Origin of the sequence: Blautia sp. SC05B48 (assembly GCF_005848555.1) — a bacterium.
Taxonomy (GTDB): Bacteria; Bacillota; Clostridia; order Lachnospirales; family Lachnospiraceae; genus Blautia_A.
In genome coordinates this window covers 540,538-561,188 of the sequence record NZ_CP040518.1, presented here as the reverse complement: position 1 = coordinate 561,188, position 20,651 = coordinate 540,538, and the positions used below count along the sequence as shown (strand labels likewise).

Genomic DNA, 20,651 nt, shown 5'->3' with positions numbered 1-20,651 from the left:
AAAACACAAAAACCACAATGATAAAGGAATATAACAAATGAGTATTTTAAATGTAGAACACCTGACCCACGGGTTTGGAGACAGAGCAATTTTCGAAGATGTATCTTTCCGGCTTCTTAAGGGAGAACATATCGGACTTGTAGGCGCCAACGGCGAAGGAAAGTCCACATTTATGAGCATCGTGACCGGAAAACTGATGCCGGATGAGGGCAAGGTAGAGTGGGCAAAAAATGTCCACGCAGGCTATCTGGATCAGCATGCGGTTCTGGAAAAGGGGATGACCATCGGCCAGGTGCTGAAATCCGCTTTTGATCCTCTTCTTAAAAAAGAGGAACGGATGAACGAGATCTGCGACAGGCTGGGAACTGCAGATCCTGACGAGATGGATGGGCTGATGGAAGAGCTTGGAACGATCCAGGATGAACTGACACTTCACGATTTTTATGCGATCGATGCCAAAGTGGAGGAGGTTGCCAGAGCTCTGGGCCTTCTGGATCTGGGGCTTGACCGTGATGTTACGGATCTAAGCGGCGGACAGCGAACCAAGGTACTTCTTGCGAAGCTTCTTCTTGAGAAGCCAGATATCCTGCTTCTGGATGAGCCTACCAACTATCTGGATGAGGAGCATATTGCATGGCTGAAAAGATATCTTTTGGATTACGAGAATGCCTTTATCCTTATTTCACACGATATTCCGTTCCTGAATTCTGTAGTTAACATTATCTATCACATGGAAAATCAGGAACTGAACCGTTACGTAGGAGATTACGATCATTTTCAGGAGGTCTATGCGGTCAAGAAGGCACAGCTGGAGGCTGCTTACCGCAAACAGCAGCAGGAGATCAGTGAGCTGAAGGATTTCGTGGCAAGGAATAAGGCACGTGTTTCCACAAGGAACATGGCTATGTCCCGTCAGAAAAAGCTGGACAAGATGGATGTGATCGAGCTGGCAGCAGAGAAGCCGAAGCCGGAGTTCAAATTCCGTTATGGCCGAACACCGGGAAAGATGCTTTTTGAGACCCATGATCTTGTGATCGGTTATGATGAGCCACTTTCCAAGCCGCTGAATTTTACTATGGAGCGAGGACAGAAGATCGCACTGGTGGGAACCAATGGAATAGGAAAAACAACACTTCTTCGGAGTCTTCTCGGACTGATCAAGCCTCTTTCCGGAAGTGTGGAGCAGGGCGAGAACCTTGAGATCGGATATTTTGAGCAGGAAGTTAAAGGTGAGAATCGAACTACCTGTATCGAAGAACTCTGGCAGGAATTTCCGGCATTTTCCCAGTATGAAGTGCGTTCCGCGCTGGCAAAATGCGGACTGACGACCAAGCATATTGAGAGCCAGGTACGGGTTTTAAGCGGTGGTGAGCAGGCAAAAGTGCGTCTTTGCAAGCTGGTGAACCGTGACACCAACATTCTTCTTCTGGACGAGCCTACCAATCATCTGGATGTAGATGCAAAAGACGAGCTGAAAAAAGCTCTCAGGGAATACCGCGGAAGTATCCTTCTCATCTGCCATGAGCCGGAATTTTACCAGGATGTGGTAAATGAAGTCTGGGATATGAGCAGGTGGACAACCAAGATATTCTGATAATGGATATAGATATATGTCAGAAAAGACAGATATAATTCAAGAAGTACAATAAATGGGACATAAAAGATGACAGCATAAGGGCAGCAGAGTCTGCCAGACAGAATACGAGGACAAATAAATGGAAGAAACACAATTGAAAAAATTCAGTATCGTTATGGAGGGCGGCGGTATGCGAGGCTTGTATACAGCCGGTGTGATCGATGTTCTGATGGAAAATGAGATTTACGCAGACAGTGCAGTGGGCGTATCGGCTGGAGCTGTTTTTGGATGCAATTATAAATCCAGGCAGATCGGAAGAGTTCTTCGCTATAACAAAAAGTACTGCAAGGATAAAAGACTTGCAAGCATCCGGAACTGGATCACCACAGGAGATGTATACAGCCGGGAATTCGGATATTATGAACTGCCTTGGAAACTGGATATTTTTGACCGTCAGACCTACGCGGAAAATCCCATGAAATTTACAGTGGTGTGTACGGACCTGGATACAGGAAAACCGGTGTATCATGAATGTCCCAACGGAGATGTGGAGGATATTGAATGGATGCGTGCATCTGCATCGATTCCGGTAGCCTCCCGGCCGGTGATGCTTGGGGGGAAGAGACTTCTGGACGGTGGTGTGTCTGATCCGATCCCGGTTAAATGGATGCTTTCCCGGGGATACGAAAAAAACGTAGTGGTGCTTACCAGAGATGTGAAGTACCGAAAAAAAGCAAACCCGAAGATGCAGCTTTTTCTGAAAGCAGTATTACATAAATATCCGGCTTTTCTGAAGGATCTGGAGGAACGGCATATCCATTATAATGAAACACTGGAGGAACTGGCTTCTCTGGAAAAAGAGGGGCGTATCCACATCATCCGTCCGAGCAGTCCCATCCAGGCGGCGATGATCGAGCGTGATGAGAGCAATCTGGAGCGGATCTACCAGACAGGAAGAGCAGATATGAAAAAGGATTTGGAGAAGCTGAAAGCCTACCTGGATTCCTGAATCACAGACCGAAACAAAATTCGACTTATACCCCTTTCTATGTTATGATATTGGATATCATTACAACAGAAAGGGGTATTTTCAATGGGAGAAAAACCTCAGAATATAAAACACAGACATATAAGCCTGGGCGTGCTTGCCCATGTGGATGCAGGAAAGACGACATTATCGGAAGGCCTGCTTTTTAAATGCGGAAGGATCCGAAAAATCGGAAGAGTCGATCACAAGGATGCGTATCTGGATACCTATGAGCTTGAGAGGGAGAGAGGAATCACCATTTTTTCAAAGCAGGCAGTTTTTTCCATGGGGGATATGGAAGTGACACTTCTGGATACGCCGGGGCATGTGGATTTTTCTGCTGAGATGGAGCGTACCCTGCAGGTGCTGGATTATGCGATCCTGGTGATCAACGGAGCAGATGGTGTGCAAGGGCATACACAGACATTGTGGAGACTGCTGACACAGTATAAGATCCCAACATTTCTTTTTGTAAATAAAATGGACCAGGAAGGAACGGACAGGGAAAGACTTCTTGAGGAGCTGAAGAAGAAATTAAGCGGATGCTGTGTGGATTTTAGTGGAGAACTGGAATGCTCCGGTGCAGAAGCAGCAGGGAAAAAGGAGAATCCTGTGGATAACTCCGGGAAATCTCCGTCAGCTGAAGGAATGCAGCTGAAAGACAACGCCAGTGAAGCAGAAAAAGAGAATATATCCGGAACGCAGGGTGCTTCTGATAAAATAAATGGTACGGATGATTTTCTGGAAAATATCGCCATGTGTGAGGAGAACCTTCTGGAAAGCTTCCTGGAAACAGGAACGATCGCAAAAAAGGATGTGGCAGAGCTGATCCTGGAGCGAAAGCTTTTTCCATGCTTTTTTGGATCTGCCCTGAAGATGGAAGGCGTAGATGCTTTTATCCATGGAATGGAGACCTACATGGCAGTACCGTCCTATCCCGCAGAATTCGGAGCCAGGATCTTTAAGATCGCCAGAGATGAGCAGGGAAGCCGTCTCACTTATATGAAGATCACCGGCGGCAGCCTGAAGGTTAAGGAGACGCTGACCAATGCAGGAAGAAATGGTATTCCGGCAGAGGAGATCTGGGAGGAAAAGGCAGATCAGATCCGTATCTATTCCGGTGCAAAATTTGAAATGCTCAAAGAGGCAGAGGCAGGAACCGTCTGTGCAGTTACAGGTCTTACCGAAACATATCCTGGAGAGGGACTTGGCATTGAGGCGGATTCTGCCATGCCGGTGCTGGAACCGGTACTGAATTATCAGATCATCCTTCCGGAGGGCTGTGACGCTCACAGGATGCTGAAAAGCCTGAAGGAGCTGGAGGAGGAAGAACCGCAGCTTCATATCATGTGGGATGAGCAGCTGGGAGAGATCCACGCCATGCTGATGGGCGAGGTACAGATCGAGATCCTGAAGCATCTGATCTGGGAGCGTTTTCATGTGGCAGTAGAATTTGGGACCGGTAATATCGTATACAAAGAAACCATTGTCGCACCGGTGGAAGGCGTGGGACATTTTGAACCGCTTCGTCATTATGCAGAGGTGCATCTTCTTCTGGAACCGGGAGAGAGAGGAAGCGGACTTCAGTTTTTTACTGCGGCAAATGAAGATCAGCTGGATCGGAACTGGCAGCGGCTGATCCTGACACATCTGGAGGAAAAAGAGCATCTGGGAGTCCTTACCGGATCACCCATCACCGATATGCAGATCACACTTCTCACCGGGCGGGCACATCAGAAGCATACGGAAGGTGGAGATTTCCGGCAGGCGACCTACCGTGCTGTGCGCCAGGGCCTCAAGAAAGCGGAGACGCTTCTTCTGGAACCCTATTACAGCTTCCGACTTGAGGTTCCGGCAGAAAATGTAGGACGTGCCATGACGGATATCCAGAGGATGCAGGGAACCTTTCAGGGGCCGGAAACCCAGGGAGAGCTATCGGTGATCACAGGAAGTGCGCCGGTGGCAAAAATGAGGGATTATCAGAGTCAGGTAGTTTCCTACACAAGAGGCAGAGGTCATCTGACCTGTACTCTGAAGGGCTATGAACCCTGCCAGGATCAGGAGCAGATCGCAGAGGAGATCGGATATGATTCCGAGAGAGATCTTGAGAATCCTACAGGTTCTGTATTCTGTGCCCATGGAGCAGGCTTCGTGGTTCCCTGGTATGAGGTAGAAGAATATATGCATCTGGAAGGAACTCAGCTTCCGGACAGTAATGATGCCTATGAGGATTCCGACAACAGCTCTGCAGGAGTGCGTGCAGGTCAGGGAACAGCCAAAAACAGTCCTGATCACAGAGCAGCCAATGCCGGCCGTGGAAAATATACATCCATGTATGGAAGCTACGAAGAGGAAAAAGAACTGAAGGCAATCTTTGAGAAAACTTTTGGTCCGGTGAGCTCAAAGAAATACGGCAGTAACAGCCGAAGCTTCGGAAATCCGGAAAGCGGAAGCAGCTTTTCCGGAAAGGGAGACAAAGGTGCAGCAGATTCCGGCCTTACGGCAAAAACCGGTCACGGCGCTTGGAGAAATAGCAGTCCGGCCATCCACAGAGAGGACTATCTGCTGGTGGACGGCTGCAATATCATATTTGCCTGGGAGGATTTAAGAGATCTGGCACAGGCAGACTTTCATGCGGCACAGTCCAGGTTAATGGACATCTTAAGCGATTATCAGGGAATCAAGGGATGTATCCTGATCCTGGTATTTGATGCCTACCGTGTGGAGGGCCATCCGGAGGAAACCTTCCAGTATCATAACATTCATGTTGTCTATACAAAAGAAGCGGAAACAGCAGACCAGTATATTGAACGCACTGTCCATAAAATCGGACGGAAGCATAACGTGACAGTTGCCACATCAGACGGACTGGAGCAGATCATCATTATGGGACAGGGAGCCGCCAGGATCTCAGCGCGCGGATTCAAAGATGAGATCGCTTCCGCAAAACAGCAGATGAGAGAAGAATGGCAGGAGCGCAGGGACAACAGCAAAACCTATCTCTTTGACAGTATGACACCGGAACTGAAATCTCATATGGAAGACATCCGTCTGGGAAGAAAGAAAAAAGAAGAATTATAACAAAAAATATATGCCCTCATTGTGGGCATATTTCACAAAAATAAAAAAACTTTTTGAATTCTTTTGCAAATAAATGGGAAAAGTAGTAAAATAAGGATAGAATCCTCAGTGAGAAGCTCCTTGTCTGGATATATAACCTGGCAGGGAGCTTTCATTAGAGCACAATAAGCGCCAGGATAACAAAAGAAAAGTAAAAAAATGAAAGGAAGTGGAAAAATGTTTGAAACAGGCGAATATGTTGTGTATGGTCGTACCGGCATCTGCCAGGTAACAGGAGTTACCACAATGAGGGTGGATGGTTCCTCCGGCGAGAAGCTTTATTATGTACTGAGACCCGGAGGAGAGACAGATGGGAAGATATTTACACCGGTGAAAGGTGGAAAGCAGGTGCTTCGCGGAATCATTACGAGGGAAGAAGCGGAGAGGCTTATCGATGAGATCCCATCCATTGAGACACTGAGTATTGAGAATGAGAAATTCCGGGAGGATAGCTACAAGAAATGCATCCGTACCTGTGAATGCAGAGATCTTCTTCGGATCATCAAGACGATCTACGTCAGAAAACAGGCCAGATTATCTCATGGCAAAAAAACAACCGCTACAGACGAGCGGTATCTGAAGCTTGCAGAGGATCATCTCTATTCTGAATTTTCCATGTTACTGGATATCCCCAAAGAACATATGGCAGATTATATTGAACAGCGAGTACACCAGCAGGAGGAAGCCGAAGAACAGGTATGCGCTGTTTGACAAAGCAGAGCGTATCTGCTATGGTATTTCCGGTAACCTTCCAGAAATCCTGTATCTGTGACAGAAGCTTCACAGGAAGTGGAGAACAGATCCAGGATCAGTCTGAATGTTATAAAGAAAAGGAGATGCCAGAGAAATGAGAGAACAGCTTACCCGCAAGGATGTTGAAAAAATAGAGCAGGAGATCGAACACCGTAAACTGGTAGTACGTAAGGAAGCCATTGAGGCGGTCAAGGAGGCACGTGCCCAGGGAGACTTAAGCGAGAACTTTGAGTATTATGCAGCCAAGAAGCATAAGAATCAGAACGAGAGCCGCATCCGTTATCTGGAGAGGATGCTGAAGACGGCATCCATTGTATCCGATGCTTCCAGATCTGACGAAGTGGGAATGGACGATATCGTGGAAGTTCTTTTTGAAGAAGATAATGAGGTGGAGAAGTACAAGCTGGTTACTTCCATCCGCGGAAATTCCATGGAAAACCGTATCAGTATTGAATCGCCTATCGGCAAGGCACTGCGCGGTCATCGTGTAGGAGACCGGGTGGAAGTAAAGGTCAATGATGATTACAGCTATTACCTTGTAATAAAATCCATCGACAAGACCGGATCTGAGGATGAGGAGATCCGCGGATTCTGAACGATATATAGGACAGAGAGATTCTGACGGGAAATCTGTTTCCCGTAGCAGGATCCTCTGTTTTATTTTTTTACACAGATTTTACATTCCAGTGGGGAAAATTTTACAATAGGCCGCTATTATGAAAATCGTTGAAATGAGAAAAAAGGAAATCAAACATATCAAAAAGAGAAAGTGAAGGAGAGTATTATGGACTTTTTCAGCGTACTGGCATTGCTTGGCGGCCTTGCTATTTTCCTTTATGGAATGAACTTAATGGGAGACGGGCTTGCGAAGGTTGCAGGCGGAAAGCTTGAGCGGATCCTGGAGACACTTACCTCCAATCCCATCAGAGCCGTTCTTCTTGGAATGGGTGTGACTGCAGTGATCCAGTCATCCTCGGCAACTACCGTTATGGTCGTTGGTTTTGTAAACTCGGGAATCATGAAGCTGTCCCAGGTTGTGGGAATCATCATGGGTGCCAATATCGGTACTACCGTAACCTCATGGATCTTAAGTCTTACAGGTATCCAGAGTGATAACTTTATTATCCGGCTTTTTAAGCCGACGTCATTTTCACCGATACTGGCACTGATCGGCGTGGTTCTGATCATGTTTACAAAAAGCCAGAAGAAAAAGGACGTGGGAGCGATCTTTGTAGGCTTTGCGATCCTGATGTATGGAATGAATGCCATGAGCGGAGCTGTGGAACCTCTTGCAGAGGTACCGGAGTTTACCGGAATGCTGGTGAAATTCTCCAATCCGATCCTTGGAGTTGTGGCCGGAGCAGTGCTGACAGCGATCATCCAGTCGTCCTCCGCATCGGTTGGTATCCTCCAGGCACTGTGCCTTACCGGAATGGTACCGTTCAGTGCAGCACTTCCTATTATCATGGGACAGAATATCGGTACCTGTATCACTGCGATCCTTTCAGCCATCGGAGCCAGCAAAAACGCAAAACGTGCGGCTATGGTCCATCTGTATTTCAATCTGATCGGAACCATGCTGTTCATGGCAGTATTTTATGCGATAAATGCAGCAGTACATTTTTCATTTATGGCACAGGCAGCGACTCCGGCCGGGATCGCGATCCTGCACAGTGCCTTCAATATCACGGCAACTCTTGTTCTTCTTCCGTTTGGAAAGGCTCTGGAGAAGCTTGCCTGTCTTACTATCCGCGACAGAAAGGAAGAGGAGGAGAAGGTGGCAGCAGATCCGGATTTCATGATCCTGGAAAGCCGTTTTCTGGAGAAACCTGCATTTGCAGTTGAGCAGAGCAGGAATGCAGCGAAAAAAATGGCAGAGGATTCTCACAGAACTCTGTTTACCGCCCTGGACCTTCTGAAGAATTTCAGCACAGAAGGAAAGGCTCTGGTGGAAGAAGCAGAGAAAAAGGTAGACCGTTATGAGGATGAACTTGGAACCTATCTTGTAAAACTGAACCAGAAGGATCTTTCCGTTCATGACAGTCACAGTGTTTCCATCATGCTCCACTGTATCGGTGATTTCGAGAGGATTTCCGATCACGGTGTGAACATCATGGAATCCGCACAGGAGCTTTATGAAAAAGGCCTGAAGTTTTCGGATAAGGCGCTGGAAGAGTTACGTGTCATGGAGCATGCGGTGGAAGACATTGTAGATATTGCTTACAAGGTTTACGAAAATCAGGATGTGCAGCTTGCGAGAGAGATCGAGCCACTGGAGGAAGTGATCGATGAACTCAGCAAGGAACTGAAGTACCGGCATATCCAGAGACTTCGCGCCGGGGAATGTACCATTGAAATGGGATTCATCCTGTCCGATGTGACGACCAGCCTGGAGCGTGTGGCAGATCACTGTTCCAATATCGGTGTTTGTGTGACACAGGTTCATGAAGATGCTTTTGATACACATCAGCACCTGAAGCAGATCAAACATGGGCCGGACGAAACCTTCTACCGTGCGCTGGAGGTGATCCGGAGTCAGTATCAGCTTCCGGAAATAAAGGATGAGCCGGCGGCAGCCCAGATGGCAGCGGCAGGCAGCCAATAAAAAGATATCGAAATAATGCTATGCCCTGGTTATCTGTATCAGCAGACGGCCAGGGCTTGTGCAGTAAAAAGAAAGCAGTTATACTGAAGGCATGGAACAAAAAAGACCAGACGATTATGAAGTGCCAACGGCAAAAAAACGAACAGAGAGGATATAGAATGATCTACTGTGTGGAAGATGAGAGAAATATCAGAGAGCTTCTTGTCTATACCCTGGAGACAACAGGCTTTGAGGCAGAAGGTTTTGAAACCGGGGCAGAACTTGACACAGCCATGAAAAAAAATCTACCGGAGCTGATCCTGCTGGACATCATGCTCCCGGGTGAAGATGGGTATAATATTTTGAAACGACTGAAAAGCGATACCAGGACCCGGGATATCCCGGTGATCATGGTCACAGCCAAAGAAGCGGAGTTTGACAAGGTAAAAGGTTTGGAGAGCGGCGCAGATGATTATATCACCAAGCCCTTCGGGATGATGGAATTTGTAGCCAGGGTCAAAGCGGTCCTTCGGCGCTGCGCAAGGCAGAGTGAAGAGAGGGAGCTGCACTGCAAGGGCCTTCGTGTCAATGTGTCCCGTCACGAAGTCAGCTATCAGGGTGAGGTGAAAGAGCTGACCAGAAAGGAATTTGAACTTCTGGAATATCTTATGGAGAACAAAGGACTGGTCATGTCCAGAAACCAGATCCTGTGCCATGTGTGGGGCTATGATTTTGACGGAGAAACGAGGACGGTAGATGTTCATGTACGGACTCTCCGACAGAAGCTGGGGGAAGCCGGAAATCTGATTGAGACAGTACGTGGCGTGGGATACCGGATCGGAGATCATGTATGAAAAAGAAAATTCTGCATCATACAAGCATTATGATCATTTTTGCTGTTCTTGTCACGTTTCTGGCAGCAAGTGTGGTCACCTACAATAAATTAAACACATACATGCAGCGGGGAGTCCGTGAGGAAGCTCAGTATATCTGCCTTGCCATGGATGAGTATGGAGATTCCTTTCTCACAAAAAAGCTCCAGACAGTATCATCAAGTCGTGTGACTCTCATCCGTAAAGACGGAACCGTTCTCTACGATTCTGAAACATCTCCGAAAAAACTGGCAAATCACAGTGATCGTCCGGAATTTATACAGGCAGAAAAAAACGGAAAAAGCGAAAGTATCCGTTATTCAGAAACCTTTGCAAAAAAGACCTTTTATTATGCGGTGAAGCTGGATGACGGAAACGTGCTCCGGGTGGGAAAAACCGTAGATTCCATATATTCCACATGGACCTCAAGTCTTGCAGTGCTGGGACTTCTGATGCTCCTGGTACTGATCCTGGAGTTTGTTTTTGCACAGAGACAGACCAGAGAGCTGATCCGTCCGGTCAACGATCTGGATCTGGAGCATCCACTGAACAACGTGTGCTATGAGGAGCTGCGTCCCCTTCTTGTGCGGGTGGATGAACAGAATCGGCAGATCCGGCAGCAGGTAAAAGAACTGAAGGAGGCAGAGGAAATCCGGAAGGAATTTTCTGCAAATGTTTCCCATGAGCTGAAGACCCCGCTGATGTCCATTTCCGGTTATGCGGAGCTTATGATGAACGGCATGGTTCCGGCAGATCATATACAGGAATTTTCCGGAAGGATCTACCATGAATCAATAAGACTTTCCAATCTGGTGGCGGATATCATCCAGCTTTCCAGACTGGATGAAAGCAACAGTGAGGTCCCTTTTGAAGAGGTGGATCTTTATGAGCTTGCAGAAGATGTGAGGAATAACCTCAGACATCCTGCCGGAAAGAAAAATATTTCTCTTGAGCTTGCCGGAAGTACAGAGAAGATCCAGGGCGTCCGCCATGTACTCTATGAGATGCTTTTTAATATTGCAGATAATGCAGTTCGCTATACAGAACAGAATGGTCATGTGCGGATCATGGTAGGCAACCGGAAAGGGCATCCGTTCTACTGTGTGGCAGATGACGGGATCGGAATCCCGAAAAGTGAACAGGGAAGGATCTTTGAGCGTTTTTACCGGGTAGACAAAAGCCATTCCAGACAGACCGGCGGAACAGGTCTGGGTCTTTCCATTGTGAAGCATGGAGCAACGCTTCATCATGCACAGATCAATGTGGAAAGTGAACAGGGAGTTGGAACCAGGATGGAGATCGTTTTCCCGGAGAATACTTCTGACCGAAAATAAACTGAAAATAATCAGTAGGATTTCACGGTGAAGTGTAGTATAATAAAAAAAGGTTCAAAGGCCGGTCGGATGAGAATCTGACCGGCTTAAACTATGTATGGGAAAAAATCCCTGTATTTCTAAAAAATCAGGAGGAACAAGATTATGAAAGAGCCGGTTCTGGTAGTAATGGCAGCAGGAATGGGAAGCCGCTACGGCGGACTGAAACAGATCGATCCTGTAGATCAGGAAGGTCATATCATTATGGATTTTTCCATTTATGATGCCGTACGTGCAGGCTTTAAGAAAGTGATATTCATCATAAAAAAAGAGAATGAACAGGATTTCCGCGATGCCATCGGCGACCGCTTAAGTGACAAGGTGGAGATCGTTTATGTGCATCAGGATCTCAACAACATCCCGGAAGGCTTCCGGGTTCCGGAAGGCCGTGTGAAGCCATGGGGAACCGGACATGCGGTATTAAGCTGTGCCGGAGAGATCGACGGACCGTTTGTGGTGATCAATGCAGATGATTATTATGGAACCCATGCCTTTAAGATGGCGTATGATTTCCTGATCCAGACCCAGGAGGACACCGTACCTGCCCAGTATATGATGGTAGGCTACCGTCTTGAGAACACCCTGACAGACAACGGCTACGTTTCCAGAGGTGTCTGTGAGACAGATGAAAATGGATATCTTGCAGATATCAATGAGCGAACACATATTGAGAAACGTGACGGCGGAGCAGCCTACACAGAGGACGATGGAAAAACCTGGACAAGTCTCCCGGGAGAGACTCCGGTATCCATGAACATGTGGGGATTCACCGGTGGATTTATGAAAGAGCTGGTAAAACGCTTCCCGGTATTCCTTGAAAAGAGCATCCCGGAAAATCCTCTGAAATGCGAATATTTTCTTCCGTTTGTAGTTGACGAGCTCCTTCAGGAAAAAAAGGCAGCAGTCAAAGTCCTTACCACACAGGATAAATGGTACGGAGTGACCTATAAAGAGGACAAACCGGTAGTGGTAGCTGCGATCCAGAATCTGAAGGATCAGGGACTTTATCCGCAGGGACTCTGGGATTAAGTAGTAAACCTGGTTTTCGGCTATTGTGGAAACAAAGGAACAGTGCTAAAATAAACAGGAACAGTTAGATCCAATAGAGGAGGAGAAAAACTATGGCAATTTTAGTAACAGGCGGAGCAGGATACATTGGAAGTCATACCGTTGTAGAGCTGCAGAACGCAGGATATGATGTTGTAGTAGTTGACAATTTATGCAATTCCAGTGAGAAGGCTCTGGACAGAGTATCCAAGATCACAGGCAAAACGGTGAAATTCTATAAAGCAGATATCCTGGACCGCGATGCATTAAATGAGGTTTTTGACAAGGAAGAGATCGATTCCTGTATTCATTTTGCAGGACTGAAGGCAGTTGGTGAATCTGTTGCCAAGCCGTGGGAGTATTATGAGAACAATATCGCGGGAACCCTTACCCTTGTAGACGTGATGAGAAAGCATAATGTTAAAAATATTATTTTCTCTTCCTCAGCAACCGTATACGGAGATCCGGCAATGATCCCGATCACCGAGGAGTGCCCGAAGGGACAGTGTACCAACCCGTATGGCTGGACCAAATCCATGCTGGAGCAGATCCTTACAGACATCCAGAAGGCAGACCCGGAGTGGAATGTAGTTCTTCTTCGTTACTTCAACCCGATCGGTGCTCATAAGAGCGGAACCATCGGTGAGAATCCAAATGGTATCCCGAACAACCTGATGCCATATATCACACAGGTAGCAGTAGGTAAGCTGAAAGAGCTTGGCGTATTCGGAAACGATTACGATACACCGGATGGAACAGGTGTCCGTGACTACATCCACGTAGTAGACCTTGCCAAAGGCCATGTAAAAGCCCTTAAGAAGCTGGAAGACAATTCCGGATTAAGCATCTACAACCTTGGAACCGGAAAAGGCTATAGTGTTCTTGATATCGTTAAGAACTTTGAGGCAGCTACCGGCGTCAAGATTCCATATGTGATCAAACCACGCCGCCCAGGCGACATCGCAACCTGCTACTCCGATGCAACCAAAGCAGAGAAAGAGCTTGGCTGGAAGGCAGAGAACGGAATCCGCGAGATGTGTGCAGACTCCTGGAGATGGCAGAGCCAGAACCCTAATGGATATGAGGCTTAAAGAACAGAAAGCCTAATTACATAAAAGTGATATAAAATACGGCAGACAGCCCCGGAGGGATGTCTGCCGTGTTGTTTTTTTGAGGGGAAAAAAGTCGCTTATCATTTCCATAAGCGACAAACAGGCCGGAAACCCGTATAAAAGCGGACTTCCGGCCTTGCTTTGACCATAATTCTGACTGCTAATAGCTTAACTTTTCCATGCACTTCTGCTTTTGTTTTATACTGCTGTGCACATAAATATCCATGGTGATCTTGACGGACGAATGCCCGAGAATTTCAGAAAGTGTCTTGCTGTCAAATCCCATCTCTGTACATCGGGTGGCAAATGCATGCCTGAGAGAATGGATGTTGATGCTGGGGATTTCGCATTGCTGAAGAACCCGCTGGAATTTTCGCTGGATATTTCTGGGTTCCATGCATTTACGATTCGTACTCGTCAGCAGGTATGAATCAGGTTCAGCAGCAATCCGTTCCATTTTTTTCAATAAAAAATCAGGGATTGGAATATCCCTGATGGATGAGACTGATTTAGGAGGACCTATCATTAAAACGGTTTTGGGTTCGTCATCAGATGCACCAGAATAATCAAGATTTTTTATTCGTGAGATCGTTCGTCTTATATGTAGCAGTTTTTCATCAAAATCAATATCTTCCCAGCGAATGCCGCTGAGCTCTCCAACACGGATCCCTGTGTAAATGCATAACAGGATGCCGATGGAAAACTCAGAATCCTCAGCGGAGAGAGTCGTGATCAGTTTTGTAAGATTTTCAGAAGAAATAAGCTCGAAAGGACTGGTATTTATTTTTGGATACCGAAAATCCAGTTGTGAAAGATTCAGATAACCCTGCTTCTCACCATAGCGTAAAATACTGTGGAACAGGATCAGAAGATTTTTGATCGTACGTGGCGAAAGCCCCTGACGTTTCAGCTTTTCGGAGAAAGCGTATACAGAAGCAGAAGAGATATATTTCAGAGGTGTATCTCCAAATTCCGGAAGGATATGTGTATCGAGCAGTGTCTCATAGCATGCATAGGTGCTAAGTTTCACTGCATAACGCATGGAAAGCATCCATTCTTCACTGAGATTTCGAAATACGTAGCGTTTTCCGCAAAATTTCCGAGGATTGTTCTGACACAGGATGTCCAGTTTTTTCTGTTTTACAGCTTCATATGTACGACCATACAGATATCCGTACTGGATCCGTCCATTCTGGTCACGGCATTTTTCATAGCGCGCCTCCCATCTTCCGTCTTTCCTTTTTCTGATATTTTCCCCTTTTCTAGGCATAATCGTAGTCTCCTTTTCGCACTATTATAGCAAAAGTCTGACCATTTTTGTGACCACTAATAAGCGAAAAAAAGGAAAATTTGTCGTATATAAAAAAATCAACCGAAAAAAAACTGCATTTTTGGTCGAAAGTGGTGCATTTTTCGCATCTTGACAGCGACAGGGTGCAATGCTATCATTGATTAAGATTCAAAAACTATGCAATTTGAGAGAAAATCACCTGTCGCTTATGGAAATGATAAGCGACAGGAAATAATAATTTAGATAAGTTATATTATAATGATTTTTCTTTACAAAAAACGGAGAACCAAAATGAAAGAACCGGAAACTGGCAAAAAAGAAAACACCGGAAAAAGCGGCTACAGCATCACAACCTGGCGACTGCATCTCTGGTGCAGACATCCGGAATGGCTGCGGACCACGCAGGAATTTTATAACCGGATCGCTGAATTTTATTACAACCTGCTTCTGGATCATACGGAACTCTGGGAACTGGGAAGCCAGCAGACTTTACGCGAGCTGGAGATCATGAGCATTCCGGGACGAGGCGGACGCATACCATCAGATCCCCTCCCCTGGCAAAAGGTTCCGCTGTATTTTCGAAGAGCAGCAGCCAATGAGGGAATTGCTTCAGCCAAAAGTTATCTCAGCCGTTTTACCCAGGATGAGAAAATCGGCAGAGCAGAGAAACTAAATGCAGCAGTTACCTATTACAAAGGAATGTATCAGGATTTTTCCGCTAAAGAGATCACATTGCGTGTTTGGACAGGAGACACATGGACCTGGATGCATTGCCGGCTGTCAGGCAGAGACTTTCCGGAAAACGCCAGACTCATGTCACCATCCGTAGTTTTTGAATACAAATATGACATGCTGCATGTTCCAGTACGTCAGAACAATGAAAATACAGCAACAGTACGTCAGAGGATGCAGGCAGGATGCAGGATACTCTGTATTCAGTTTACAAACAGTGATGCCTTTGCAGCAGGCGTTGTTCTGGATGGAAACGGTCAGGAAATCGCAGTGAAGTTCTGGAAAGGCGGAAAGGAATACAGCCACCATTGCAGAAAGCTTCTGGAAAAGATCCAGAAGTCCCAGGAAGCAACCGGAGGCAGACAGACAGGCAGAGTTGATCAGAAATATTGGATGCATCTGAAACATCTTTCTGAACACTATGGACACCAGGTCACAAGCCAGATCCTCCGTTTTGCCGTAGAGCAGGACGTTTCCGTGATCGTACTTCCACGTTATAACCAGGAATATTCCAGAAACGTAATGAAAGGCTCAGGAAACTGGGGCCCGCTCCACCTAAGCACCAGGATCCGCCAGTACCTGGACTACAAAGCCTGGAAAAACGGAATCATCGTTATCGAAGTCCACGCCACCGGCATCAGCAAAATCTGTGCAAAGTGCGGTGCAGAAATCATTCGGACCGACACCAAAACAGAACTATGCTGCTGTGCCAACGGACATCAGACGAACCGGTATCTGAATGCTGTGAGAAATCTCGGGAAAAAGTGCCTGACACAGTTTGGACGCAGAGCATGAAGGGAAGAACAAAGGAAACAGAACAGAATATCAGTATGAAAAGCAAGCAGGTGGATTGACCTTATGGCATGTCAGAAAACAGATGTCATAAGGTCAGTGCATCGGCTTTGCCGTGCTGACAAAAAGAAAGCGAAAGCAAAACACGGTGTATATCAGTGATAAACACCGTCGGGTTGAATACCGCCTGTCGTGTGTGTACCTGAACAAGGTGCGGGCACGGCGAAGAATGTACCGGCTTTTGAGTTGGGGAGTGTATTCGAAGTTATGAAAAATAAAAACTTGCATATGGAGGATGAATAGAAAAAGAGAGAAAGCATGTAAGGAAATATTGAAATGACGAAGAATACGCCTACAGTAAAAATTATAGTAGCAACACATAAAAAATATGAAATGCCTCAAGATGCAATGTATCTTCCACTGCATGTTGGCGCAGAGGGGAAAACAGATCAAAATGGAAATCCGCTGGATTTAGGGTATCAAAAAGATAATACAGGAGAAAACATTTCAAACAAAAACGCTGCGTATTGTGAGCTTACAGGCTTATATTGGGCGTGGAAAAATCTAGACACGGATTATACAGGATTGGCACATTACAGACGCCATTTTGGAAAGAAAACCAAGACACCATTTGAAGGTGTTCTTACGTATAATGAGCTGTGCCCAATGCTTGGAAAATATAAAATCTTTGTACCTAAAAAAAGAAAGTATTATATTGAAACCTTATATTCCCATTATGAACATACACATTATGCAACTCAATTAGATATCACCAGAGAGATAATCGCTGAAAAATATCCCGACTATCTGAAAAGCTATGATGAAGTTGTAAAACACACTTATGGTTATATGTTCAATATGATGATCATGCAAAAACGATATCTGAATGATTATTGTGAATGGTTATTTGATATTCTCTTCGAGTTAGAAAAACGCATCGATCCACAGGAATTATCAGCATTCCAGGGGCGATTTTATGGAAGAGTAAGCGAGATAATATTTAATGTGTGGCTTGATGGTGAGATTAAACTGGGGAAAATTAAGAAAAATGAGATTAAAGAGTTACCTTACCAGCATATGGAAAAGATTAATTGGTGGAAAAAGAGTACAGCGTTTTTAAAAGCTAAGTTTGGTGGGAAAAGATATGAGGGGAGCTTTTAAATAAGAGAATTATGAATGAAAAAATACTAATGTCATATATTATTCCAGCATATAATGCGGCTGATACATTAGAAAGAGCTGTGGAAAGTATTACACATACTTGTAACATGGAGAAATGTGAAATATTGATTGTTGAAAATGGATCAACTGATTACACCAATAGCGTTGCATTAAAATTAATTCAAAAATATGGAGAGAATGTTAAACTAATTCATTCGAAAAAAGGAGTGTCAATAGCTAGAAATGAAGGATTGAAAAACGCCGGAGGAGAATGGATTGTCTTTGTCGATGCAGATGATTATATAGTATCTAAAAGCAAAAAATATATTTACGAAGATATATTAAATGCTAAAGCGGATTTATATGTATATAGTTACGAGATTGGTAATAGAGCAAATTATATAAACAACAAAGAAGAGAAAACATATTATTTTAATGACTCCGCAGAAAACATGAAGTTGGAAATGATCGCAAATCCGACAAAATTTATGCAGGTTTGGGGAAAGATTTTTAGGAAAAGCATTATTTATGAAAATAGAATTGGCTTTAATACAAAAATGCAGCTTTCAGAGGATAGTGATTTTACATTACATTATTTAATGCATTGTTCCAGAATCAGCATAAGTGATACGATATTTTACCATTATTCTATAGACAATGAGTCTACGATGAGAAGTAACGCAGATAAAAAAGTGCTTCAATACATTGAAGCTATGAATATAACGAGTAAGTATATTGAAAAACAACATGAAAATGTACAATTGGCATTTAATGATTATATTTTGATGCATTTAAATATAGCCTGTGTTAGAGGTATATTTTGCGTTAATAATAAAGAAAATTATGTAAAAAAAATAGAGCATACAAAAAAAATTATAAATACACCTGTATTCAAAGATGCGATAAAAAAGTTCCATATAAAGAATAATTTTTCAGTGAGAACATTGCCTGTTTTTTTTATGAAATATAAATTGGTTCATATTGCAAGTATTATATATATTGTGCGGGCATATCAAAATTATATTTACGAAAAAAGTAGAAATTAAAATAGTGAAACATTAAATTGTGAGGAAACCTATGTATAAAATATTAGTTTTTGGTATGACAGAAAATCCAGGTGGGGTAGAGAGTGTTATTATGAATTACTATCATTACATGGACAAGAATACCTTCCATTTTGATTTTTTATGTAATTCATATAATAAAATCGCTTTCGAAGATGAAATTATTTCCAATGGATCACAAACATTTCATTTTCCTGCGAGAAGTAAGAATTATAAAAAATACAAAAAAGAATTAAATGATTTTTTTAAAAATAATGCCGCTAAGTATGATGCAATATGGGTGAATGTGTGTAGTCTTGCCAATATTGATTATTTAAAAATGGCAAAAAAATATGGGGTAAAAAGAAGAATTATACATAGCCATAATTCTCAAAATATGGATAGTAGATTAAGAGGAATTTTACATCAATATAATAAAAAAAGAATTGCTTATTACGCAACGGATTTTTGGAGCTGCTCAAAAGAAGCTTCGGAATGGTTTTATGATTCTTCAATAATAAAAAAATCTATTATTATCAGTAATGCAATAGACGTAGAAAAATATTGTTTTGATGATGTGAAGCGAAAAAAATTGCGGCGAGATTTGAAGTGGGAAGAAAATTATGTCATAGGAAATATAGGAAGGTTACATTTCCAAAAAAATCAAATGTTTATTTTAGACATATTTGAAAAACTTATAAAAAAAGAACCAAAAGTAAGATTGATTTTAATAGGTGATGGAGAAGACAGGACAAAGCTCGAAAAAGAGATTGATAAAAAGAAACTAAATAAGTATGTATATATGGCCGGAATTCAGAAAGACATATGTGGATGGTTGAGTACATTCGATCTGTTTTTATTTCCATCTAAATTTGAAGGACTCAGCGTGGCTGCGATGGAAGCTCAGGCAAATGGAGTACCTATGTTAGCATCTGACAGCGTAATTCCTAAAGAAGTTAAAATTAATCCATCATTTATATTTTGGAATTTGGAAAATTCAGCGGAGTCTTGGGCAGAAGAAATTTTAAATATCAAAGCAAATATAAACCGAGTGTCCCAAAAGGAGATAGTGGATAATTTTACAATGCGAGGATACGAAATTCATACTGAAGCAAAAAAATTAGAAAAATTATTGTTGAATGGTGTGGTGAATAAATTAGTTTAAAAATAAAAGAAACAGTAATGGAATAACGGACTGATAAAGAGAGAATATAAAAAAACAATCAGATAATAAGGCTATTTCTATGAGACATTTAATAGGGGAGAAAGATAGGAGCGTATATATCGCACAATAACTATTTAACCTTTATATATTAAAGAAAGGACAGTGAGATAAGAGATTTGTGTTTTATCTCTGTAAAGTATGAGAAAGTTAGACAATACGGAAGTTAAAAAGTATATTTTGAATATATTATGTGAGTTTGCGGCATTCTGTGATCAGAATGGGCTGAGATATTATTTATCGGGAGGAACTTTGTTAGGAGCAGTACGCCATAAAGGTTTTATTCCATGGGATGATGATGTTGATTTATTAATGCCTCGTCCGGATTTTGATAAATTACATGATCTGTTAAGAAGAGAAAATATTCGACCATATTATAAATTAATTAGTCTGCAGATGGAAAACAGCTTTTGGCCATTTGCTAAAATTATTGATACAAGAACCTATGTGAAAAATGAATATTCAAATGTTGATCAACATTTGTGGATTGATATTTTTCCGATGGATGGTCTTCCAGATGATAAGGAAGAAAGTGATATATTGTTGAGTAAAGCGGAACCATTAAAAAAATGGATTAATCGGTGCAGTGCAACTATAGGAAAAGGAAAAGGTTTTGTACGAAGTATAGTTAAAATACCGATGATTCTTTTTTTGCGAATGTATACACCAGAAAGATTTGGGAGAAAATTAGATAAGCTGGCTCATCAGTATGATTTTGACAAACAGGAGTATATTGGTGGAGTTGCTTGGAGCTTGGGTCCTAACGAAAGAATGAAAAAGAAAGAATACTTACCATATAATGATGTGGAATTTTGTGGGAGAAAATTTCATGCGCCAGCATGTTGGAAGTTTTATTTGACACAAATATATGGAGACTATATGCAACTTCCGCCAGAAAGTAAGCGGATAAATCATGAGTTTGATGCTTATATTACGGAATGATTGA

At 43.5% G+C, this 20,651-nt stretch carries 17 protein-coding genes; 16 read left to right on the top strand and 1 reads right to left on the bottom strand.

The features are described from left to right. Nucleotides 1-37: 37 nt before the first annotated feature. From EYS05_RS02475 to galE, 11 genes are all read left to right on the top strand, one after another. Nucleotides 38-1,594: an ABC-F family ATP-binding cassette domain-containing protein gene (locus EYS05_RS02475; protein WP_118625037.1), complete on the top strand. Its 1,557-nt coding sequence runs from the start codon at nt 38-40 to the stop codon at nt 1,592-1,594. A 121-nt stretch (nt 1,595-1,715) separates the two neighbouring features. Next, the gene (locus EYS05_RS02470; RefSeq protein WP_118512892.1) at nt 1,716-2,585 is read left to right on the top strand and encodes a patatin-like phospholipase family protein; all 870 of its coding nucleotides are present in this window, start codon (nt 1,716-1,718) and stop codon (nt 2,583-2,585) included. 84 nt (nt 2,586-2,669) lie between these two features. Further along, nucleotides 2,670-5,684, top strand: a complete 3,015-nt coding sequence (locus EYS05_RS02465; RefSeq protein WP_138276523.1) for a translation factor GTPase family protein — start codon at nt 2,670-2,672, stop codon at nt 5,682-5,684. A 216-nt stretch (nt 5,685-5,900) separates the two neighbouring features. Further along, nucleotides 5,901-6,434: a CarD family transcriptional regulator gene (locus EYS05_RS02460; protein ID WP_243119189.1), complete on the top strand. Its 534-nt coding sequence runs from the start codon at nt 5,901-5,903 to the stop codon at nt 6,432-6,434. Further along, nucleotides 6,422-6,574, top strand: coding sequence for a hypothetical protein (locus tag EYS05_RS17330; RefSeq protein WP_015527341.1), 153 nt, complete (start codon nt 6,422-6,424; stop codon nt 6,572-6,574). The genes EYS05_RS02460 and EYS05_RS17330 overlap by 13 nt, the downstream gene beginning before the upstream one ends. After that, nucleotides 6,571-7,071, top strand: coding sequence for a transcription elongation factor GreA (gene greA / locus EYS05_RS02455; RefSeq protein WP_015527340.1), 501 nt, complete (start codon nt 6,571-6,573; stop codon nt 7,069-7,071). Before EYS05_RS17330 ends, greA begins: the two co-directional genes overlap by 4 nt. 189 nt (nt 7,072-7,260) lie before the next feature. Beyond that, nucleotides 7,261-9,081: a Na/Pi cotransporter family protein gene (locus tag EYS05_RS02450; protein ID WP_138276521.1), complete on the top strand. Its 1,821-nt coding sequence runs from the start codon at nt 7,261-7,263 to the stop codon at nt 9,079-9,081. Nucleotides 9,082-9,239: 158 nt separating this feature from the next. Then, on the top strand, nt 9,240-9,914 hold the full coding sequence (locus EYS05_RS02445; RefSeq protein ID WP_118608440.1) for a winged helix-turn-helix domain-containing protein: 675 nt from the start codon (nt 9,240-9,242) through the stop codon (nt 9,912-9,914). After that, complete coding sequence (locus EYS05_RS02440; protein ID WP_118512887.1) at nt 9,911-11,266, top strand: sensor histidine kinase; 1,356 nt, start codon at nt 9,911-9,913, stop codon at nt 11,264-11,266. Before EYS05_RS02445 ends, EYS05_RS02440 begins: the two co-directional genes overlap by 4 nt. Nucleotides 11,267-11,410: 144 nt before the next feature. Beyond that, entirely contained in the window at nt 11,411-12,334 is a 924-nt protein-coding gene (locus tag EYS05_RS02435) for a sugar phosphate nucleotidyltransferase (RefSeq protein WP_138276520.1), read from the top strand. Between the two features lie 92 nt (nt 12,335-12,426). After that, a complete protein-coding gene (gene galE, locus EYS05_RS02430) occupies nt 12,427-13,443 on the top strand; it encodes a UDP-glucose 4-epimerase GalE (protein WP_138276519.1) in 1,017 nt (338 codons plus the stop codon). 181 nt (nt 13,444-13,624) lie between these two features. Here galE and EYS05_RS02425 read toward each other — a convergent pair whose 3' ends face one another. Continuing rightward, a complete protein-coding gene (locus EYS05_RS02425) occupies nt 13,625-14,734 on the bottom strand; it encodes a tyrosine-type recombinase/integrase (RefSeq protein ID WP_138276518.1) in 1,110 nt (369 codons plus the stop codon). 312 nt (nt 14,735-15,046) lie between these two features. On the opposite strand from EYS05_RS02425, the gene EYS05_RS02420 reads away from it, so the two are divergent. The 5 genes from EYS05_RS02420 (at nt 15,047) to EYS05_RS02400 (ending at nt 20,647) form a co-directional block, all read left to right on the top strand. Continuing rightward, nucleotides 15,047-16,282, top strand: coding sequence for a zinc ribbon domain-containing protein (locus tag EYS05_RS02420; RefSeq protein WP_158293297.1), 1,236 nt, complete (start codon nt 15,047-15,049; stop codon nt 16,280-16,282). Nucleotides 16,283-16,615: 333 nt separating this feature from the next. Beyond that, nucleotides 16,616-17,440 (top strand): DUF4422 domain-containing protein, encoded by an 825-nt coding sequence (locus EYS05_RS02415; protein WP_118512882.1) that lies wholly within the window; start codon nt 16,616-16,618, stop codon nt 17,438-17,440. A gap of 11 nt (nt 17,441-17,451) precedes the next feature. Then, entirely contained in the window at nt 17,452-18,486 is a 1,035-nt protein-coding gene (locus EYS05_RS02410; RefSeq protein WP_138276516.1) for a glycosyltransferase family 2 protein, read from the top strand. A gap of 31 nt (nt 18,487-18,517) precedes the next feature. Next, a complete protein-coding gene (locus tag EYS05_RS02405; RefSeq protein ID WP_118512880.1) occupies nt 18,518-19,648 on the top strand; it encodes a glycosyltransferase family 1 protein in 1,131 nt (376 codons plus the stop codon). Between the two features lie 309 nt (nt 19,649-19,957). Continuing rightward, complete coding sequence (locus EYS05_RS02400; protein WP_243101052.1) at nt 19,958-20,647, top strand: LicD family protein; 690 nt, start codon at nt 19,958-19,960, stop codon at nt 20,645-20,647. The last annotated feature ends 4 nt before the right edge of the window (nt 20,648-20,651 follow it).